The organism is Burkholderia sp. Ac-20392, from assembly GCF_017104585.1.
GTDB lineage: Bacteria > Pseudomonadota > Gammaproteobacteria > Burkholderiales > Burkholderiaceae > Burkholderia > Burkholderia lata.
In genome coordinates, this window is sequence record NZ_JAAGPB010000434.1 from 1 (window position 1) to 7,101 (window position 7,101).

Below are 7,101 nucleotides of genomic sequence, written 5' to 3' on the forward strand. Positions count from 1 at the left end.
CCGGGGGCCACGCAAGGTCATGCACCGCATCTCGCAAGTCTTGCGCGAGGAGCGGCTGCGCGCGCATTGCAGCCCGCTTGCGTCGATCGTTTGCCCGTGCAGGCGGATCGATCGGCGTCACGCAAAAAAACATTGCGGCAATGCGCGCTTCGTTCCGTCTAGGTAGGTGGGAGCTGCGACTTGGTGCGCTGTACGCGGCCCCGACGCGCCGTGCCGGCGCGCGGGAGCACGCGGATACGCGCATTTTTTCTCATCAGGCGGCATGAAGCCGACAGGTGCATGACAGTGGAACAGTTCGAGGAAACCAGGCCGACCGGCGAGCGCGACGCGCCAGTGGACGATGCATCGGCACGGCAAGCGGAAGCGCTGTCGCCGGTCATCAACCTGCGCGACACGGGGCGCTTCCTGCAGGTGCTCGAGGCGCTCAAGTGCTCGCTGGCCGTGAGCCGTCGCCCGTCGGGCGTCGCAGTGATCGGCGTTGACGATGGCGTTCCCACGCTGTCCGCGTGCCTGTTGCCGCGCTCGATGGGGATGGCCGTGTCGGGCAACCGGCTTGCGGTCGCGACGATGCACGAGCTGATGGTGTTTGCGAACGTGTCGACGCTCGCGCCGCGCTATCCGGCTCGCCCGGATCACTACGACGCGATGTTCGTGCCGCGCATGTCCTACTACACCGGCGATCTCGACCTGCACGACATGGCGTTCGACAAGCACGTCCTGCTCGCGGTGAACACGCGCTATTCGTGCATCAGCGTGATCGACGGCTATTTCAATTTCACGCCGATCTGGCAGCCGCCGTTCGTGACGGAGACCGCGCCGGACGATCGCTGCCACCTGAACGGCATGGCGTTTGCCGACGGCAAGGTGCGGTTCGTGACCGCGCTCGGCATGAGCAACGAGCCGTTCGGCTGGCGCAGCGGCATGGCAAGCAGCGGCATCGTGATGGAGGTGCCGTCCGGCCGGGTCGTCGCATCGGGGCTGTCGATGCCGCATTCGCCGCGCATGATCGGCGGGCGACTGCATGTGCTCGAAGGCGGCCGCGGCCATGTGCTGCAGATCGATCCGCAGTCCGGCGCGCGGCGTGTGCTCGCGAAGCTGCCGGGCTTCACGCACGGTCTTGCCGAGTACGGCGGCGTGTTGTTCGTCGGACTGTCGAAGTTGCGCGACAAGCGCGGCCCGCAGGGGTTGCCGATCGAAAGCGAATCGGATGTGCTGGTCGCGGGGGTGGCCGCGCTCGACGCGAACACCGGCGACGTGCTCGGCATCCTTCAGTTCTTCAACGGCGTCGACGAGATCTTCGACGTGCAGGTGCTCCCGAACGTGCGGCGCGCCGAGATCCTGAGTCCGCACCAATGGGCCGAGACGCCGTCGATCGTGACGATGCAGGGCGGCTTCTGGCAGACGCGTCCGCGCGAGGACGACGAACCCGCGAATACGGGGGAACAGGCGTGATGAAGATCGAACGTTGCGGGTTTTCCGGCGTCGTTTCGTCCTTATCGGTAGACGGGGCTCACGCAGGGTGGGGGGCTGCGCCGCAGCGGGCCGGCGGGGTGCTGTGGCTCACGGGGCTGTCGGGCGCGGGCAAGACGACGCTGGCCGATGCGGTGGCCGCGCGACTGAGCGACCGATGCATGCATCCGGTGGTGCTCGATGGCGACCGGTTGCGGACGGGGTTGAATCGGGATCTCGGTTTTACGGTGCAGGATCGCTTCGAGAACGTGCGTCGCATCGCCGAAGTCGCGGCATTGTTGAGCGAATCCGGCGCGCTCGCGATCGTCGCGGTCATTTCACCGCTCGCGGCGATGCGCGACGAAGCGAGAGCGATCGTGGGGCCGGCATTCCGTGAAGTGTATGTGAGCACGGCGCTGGCCTGCTGCGAGGCGCGGGATCCGAAGGGGCTGTATGCGAAGGCGCGGTGCGGTGCGCTGCCGGAATTCACGGGTGTTTCGGCACCGTACGAACCGCCGGTGGCAGCCGACCTCGAGATCGATACGGGTCATGCTTCGCTTGCGACGTGCGTCGACACGCTGATGCAGTTCGCCGGTGCGCAGTTTGGTCGTGCGGTCGATGCGCGGGCGGCGCTGATGCGTCACGGCTAAGTTCGGATCGGTGGGCGGAAACGGCATTGCGCTGACTATGCTAAGGATGACGAATAAATCGTCATCAAAGTGAAACAGGCATTTGATAGCGGAGCGAACGGCTGGCGCGGTGCGCAAAGCTTCGGTCCGGAACAACAAAGGGGAATGGCGCATGCCGCCGAGAGTAGACCGCAAGTCACGCGAACGATGGCGGCTGAACTGCCGATGCCTGGCGGGTGTCGTGCTGGCCGGTGGGCTGGGTTTCGCGCCGGGGATTCATGCGCAGGAAACCGCGCCCGCCGCGAAGGCGGCGCCGGCCGCACCGCAGTCGTTCGACGTGAATGCCTTCGTGGTGCGCGGCAACACGACGTTGCCGACGCTCGAGATCGAGAAGGCCGTGTACCCGTTCGAAGGGCCGGGCCGCACGCTCGCCGACGTGAACGCGGCACGTGACGCATTGCAGAAGGCGTACCAGGATCGCGGCTACCAGTCGGTCGTCGTCGAGCTGCCGCAGCAGCAGGTGAAGAACGGCGTGATCCTGCTGCAGGTGACGGAAGCGAAGGTCGGGCGCTTGCGCGTCGACGGCGCGAAATACAACTCGCCGCAGAACATCCGCGATGCGGTGCCCGCGCTGGCCGAGGGCCAGGTGCCCGATTTCAACCAGGCGCAGCAGCAGCTCACCGATCTGAATCGCTCGGCGGACCGGCAGGTGATTCCGATCCTCAAGCCGGGTGCGCTGCCGCAGACGGTCGACGTCGACCTGAAGGTCGACGATCACAGCCCGCTGCACGGCTCGCTCGAACTGAACAACGACAACAGCCCCGGCACGTCGACGCTGCGCACGACCGCGAACCTCAGCTACTCGAATCTGTGGCAGCTCGGCCACGTGATTTCCGGCACCTACGTGCTCGCGCCGCAGCATCCGAACGATGCGCGCGTCTACGCGTTCTCGTATCTCGCGCCGATCAGGGATTCGCGCTGGAGTTTCCTCGCGACGGTCGTGCATTCGGACAGCAACGTCGCATCGGTCGCGAACACCAACGTGCTCGGCAAGGGCACCACGTACGGCTTCACCGCGATCTATGCGCTGCCGGCAACGGAAACCTACGCGCATTCGGTCAGCGTCGAGATCGACCGCAAGCACTTCGACGAAAACGTGTCGATACCGGGCCAGCCGGGCTCGACCGCACCGCTCACGTATGTGCCGGTGACGCTGTCGTACAACGGCCAGTTGAGCCTGAAGAACTCGCAGACGTCGTTCTCCGCATCGGTGACGACGAACATCCGCGGCCTCGGCAGCGACTGGGGCTCATGGGACAACAAGCGCTACAACGCGACGCCCGATTTCGTGTACGGCAAGTTCGACGTCAACCACACGCAGCGCTTCGCGAACGACATGCAGGCCAACGCGCACGTGAACGCGCAGATCTCGAACTCGCCGCTCGTATCGAGCGAGCAGTTCGCCGCGGGCGGGATGAACAGCGTGCGCGGCTACATGCAGGCCGAGGACACGGCCGACAGCGGCGTGATTGCGTCGGTCGAGCTGCGCAGCCCGTCGCTCGCGAAGTGGCTCGGCGGCGCGGTCGGCAGCCGCGTGAACGAATGGCGCTTCCACGCGTTCTTCGATGCGGCGCACCTGTGGCTCTTGAGCCCGCTGCCGGAGCAGACGTCGCGCTTCAACCTGATGAGCGTCGGCGTCGGCACGCGGGTGCAGATCATGAAGTACGCAAGCGCGGATTTCGAGGCCGGATGGCCGTTGAAGGCGGGCGTCTACACGCGGCAGTACAGCCCGCGGTTCGATTTCTACGTAAGGCTGGGGTTCTGACGGATTTTTTTTGATCGTGCCTGGGCGATGCGACGAGCGCGGTGCCCGCACATTCGGGGAGTGGATCGTGAAGCGAGTCTTGTTTTTCCTGTTGGCGGTGATGCTCGGCGTGCTGCCCGGCATCGCGAACGCGTGGTGGCAGAACGACTGGTCGTACCGGAAGGCGATCACGATCGACGCGAGCGCGAAAGGCGCGAACCTCGCGGAATCGGCCGGCCGCGTGCCGCTGCTGATCCGCCTGCACTCGGGCAACTTCCAGTTCGACGGGCTGGCCGACAACGGCGCGGACATCCGCTTCGTCGCCGCCGACGACAAGACGCCGCTGAACTACCACGTCGAGCAATACGATCCGGTGCTCGGTGTCGCGCTGATCTGGGTCGACATTCCGAAGATGCCGGCCGGCGCAGCGGAGTCGATCTGGATGTACTACGGCAACAAGAAGGCGCCGGACGGCAGCAAGCCGGCCGAGACGTTCGATGCCGACTACACGCTCGTCTATCACTTCAACGGCGCGGCCGGTGCACCGCCGAAGGACCTGACCGCGTACGGCAACCATGCGCAGAACGCCTCGTTCAAGACGGTCGAGGACGGCATCGTCGGCAAGGGCGCGCGGTTCGACGGCAGCGGGTCGCTGACGCTGCCGGCGAGTGCGTCGCTGAACCTGCCGGCCGGCGGCAGCTTCACGTTCAGTGCGTGGGTGAAGCCGTCTGCGCTCGCGCCGAACACGCTGCTGTACAGCCGTCGCGATGGCGCGAACGCGCTGCTGATCGGCCTCGACAACGGCGTGCCGTTCGCGGAAGTCGCTGGCAGCACGGCGCCGGTGCGCACGCCGGCCGCATCGCCGGTCGCCGCGAACCAGTGGACCTATCTCGCGGTCACGGCCGACGGCAAGAACCTCACCATCTACGTGAACGGCAAGCAGGCTGCTCAGGTCGCGGCGACGCTGCCCGCGCTGAACGCCGCAGCGACGATCGGTGCGGACGCAACGGGTGCGCCGGCCGGGTTCGCCGCGTATTCGGGCGCGCTCGACGAACTGCGCCTGTCGAAGATCGCGCGCTCGCCGGCCGTGTTTGCGGTCGACGCGCTCGCGCAGGGTTCGGAATCGAAGCTCGTCGCGTACGGCGCCGACGAGAAGCAGTCGGGTTTCGGCTTCGGCTACTTCGGCGTGATCGTGCAGTCGGTGACCGTCGACGCGTGGGTCGTGATCACGATCCTGCTCGGCATGGCGCTCGTGTCGTGGATCGTGATGTGGACGAAGGCGCGCTACGTCGGCACCGTCGACAAGGCGAACCAGTATTTCGTGCAGCGTTTCCGCGAAGTGGCCGGGCGTCACCTGGTCGGTCTCGCGCATGTCGACGAAGCGAGCGCCGACGGCCGCCGCCTGTATCAGTCGTCGCTGTACCGGCTGTACAAGGCCGGCGTGCATGAAATCCACAGCCGCGTGGACAACAACGGCCGCACGGTGATCACGTCGGAATCGATCGAGGCGATCCGCGCGTCGATGGACGCGACGCTGGTGCGCGAAAACCAGAAGCTGTCGAAGTCGATGGTGCTGCTGACGATCGCGATCTCGGGCGGCCCGTTCCTCGGTCTGCTCGGCACGGTGGTCGGCGTGATGATCACGTTCGCGGCGATCGCCGCGGCCGGCGACGTGAACGTGAACGCGATCGCGCCGGGTATCGCGGCCGCGTTGCTCGCCACCGTCACGGGCCTGTTCGTCGCGATCCCCGCGCTGTTTGGCTACAACTACCTGCTGATCCGCAACAAGAACGTGACCGCGAACATGCAGGTGTTCGTCGACGAATTCGTCACGCGCCTCGCCGAAGCCCACCGCGCGCCCGATCACGCGGTGCTGGCCGACTGACGCACGCAGGAGACCACCATGCAGGTTCAGGACGACGACAAGCCGTACGACGACATCAACATCACGCCGATGCTCGACCTCGCGTACGTGCTGCTGATCATCTTCATCATCATGACGACCGCGTCGGTGCAGGGCATCAAGGTCGATCTGCCGAAGGCGAGCTCGTCCGCGAGCCTCGCGAAACCGAAAACGAAGGCGATCACGGTCGCCGATTCGGGGCAGGTGTTCCTCGACGCGTACCCGGTGACGATGGACGAGCTCGAGAGCCGGTTGCGCACCGAGAAAGCGACCAGTCCGGAATTTCCGATCGTGCTGAAGGGCGACGCGGGCGTGCAGTACCAGAAGGTGATGGACGTGCTCGACCTGCTGCGTCGCCTCGACCTGTCGCAGGTCGGCCTGGTGACCGGCAAGGCGAAGCAGGGCGGCTGACGCGATGGAAATGACCTACAACGGCGGCCCGCCGGACAAGGGCCCCGGCCGCTACGTGAAGCCCGTCGCGATCGCGCTGGTGCTCGTGGGCGTGGCCGCGCTGGTCTGGCGTTTCGCCGGCGACACCGCGGGCGTGAAGCGCGTGAGCGCGCCGCAGGTGACGACGGTGATTCCGTTGCCGCCGCCCCCGCCGCCGCCGAAACAGAAGCCGCCGCCCGAGAAGGTGAAGGAAGAGGTCAAGACGCCGATCGACCGGCCGACGATCGCGCCGAAGCCGTCCGAGGCGCCGAAGCCGTCGGACAACCAGCCGAAGCAGATGACGATGAATGCCGATGCGCAGGCGGGCACCGACAATTTCGGCATTGGCGCGGGCGACGGTTCCGGCATGTTGGGCAGCGGCGGGGGCGGCAAGTTCGGCAACGCGAGCTATGCGCAATACATGGTGTACGTGCTGCAGCGCGCGATCGAGCAGGACAAGGGCGTGCAGGAGGCCGGCGGCGCGCGGTTCGCGGGCAACCTGAACCTGTGGATGGATGCGTCGGGACGGATCACGAAGGTGACGATCGCGCAGTCCACCGGCGACGCGAAGATCGATGCGGCCGTCGTCGCGGCGGTCGAAGCGCTCGGCCGGGTCGACGAGGTGCCGCCGCCGGCGACTTCGTATCCGGTGCTCGTCAAGCTTCAGGGGCGCAAGCCGGCATGACGATGCGTGCGCGATACGACGAAAGAATCATGGGGTGGCGCCGTCGCACGGATGCTGCCGGAAAAGAAACGAAAATTGTTCGGAGTGCTTCGATGATTCGGAAGATGAACGGACGGGGTGGGGTGCCCCGCAACGGCGCGCTGCCCGCGCGCCTGTCGCGCGTCGGCGCGGCGGTGCTGACGCTCGGGCTGACCTGCGCGTC

At 66.4% G+C, this 7,101-nt stretch carries 6 protein-coding genes; all 6 read left to right on the forward strand.

From position 1 onward, the window contains the following. The first annotated feature begins 279 nt into the window (after positions 1-279). The 6 genes from G3N99_RS31225 (at position 280) to G3N99_RS31250 (ending at position 6,899) form a co-directional block, all read left to right on the forward strand. On the forward strand, positions 280-1,452 hold the full coding sequence (locus G3N99_RS31225; RefSeq protein ID WP_206124305.1) for a TIGR03032 family protein: 1,173 nt from the start codon (positions 280-282) through the stop codon (positions 1,450-1,452). After that, positions 1,452-2,099, forward strand: a complete 648-nt coding sequence (gene cysC, locus G3N99_RS31230; RefSeq protein WP_241011942.1) for an adenylyl-sulfate kinase — start codon at positions 1,452-1,454, stop codon at positions 2,097-2,099. The genes G3N99_RS31225 and cysC overlap by 1 nt, the downstream gene beginning before the upstream one ends. A 151-nt stretch (positions 2,100-2,250) precedes the next feature. Next, positions 2,251-3,903, forward strand: coding sequence for a ShlB/FhaC/HecB family hemolysin secretion/activation protein (locus G3N99_RS31235; RefSeq protein ID WP_241011943.1), 1,653 nt, complete (start codon positions 2,251-2,253; stop codon positions 3,901-3,903). A 67-nt stretch (positions 3,904-3,970) separates the two neighbouring features. Further along, positions 3,971-5,767: a MotA/TolQ/ExbB proton channel family protein gene (locus tag G3N99_RS31240; protein ID WP_206124307.1), complete on the forward strand. Its 1,797-nt coding sequence runs from the start codon at positions 3,971-3,973 to the stop codon at positions 5,765-5,767. A gap of 18 nt (positions 5,768-5,785) precedes the next feature. Next, positions 5,786-6,196, forward strand: coding sequence for a biopolymer transporter ExbD (locus G3N99_RS31245; RefSeq protein ID WP_011354695.1), 411 nt, complete (start codon positions 5,786-5,788; stop codon positions 6,194-6,196). A 4-nt stretch (positions 6,197-6,200) separates the two neighbouring features. After that, positions 6,201-6,899 carry a TonB family protein gene (locus G3N99_RS31250; RefSeq protein WP_206124308.1) on the forward strand — a complete coding sequence of 233 codons (699 nt, stop codon included), beginning with the start codon at positions 6,201-6,203 and terminating at the stop codon, positions 6,897-6,899. Positions 6,900-7,101 lie beyond the last annotated feature (202 nt).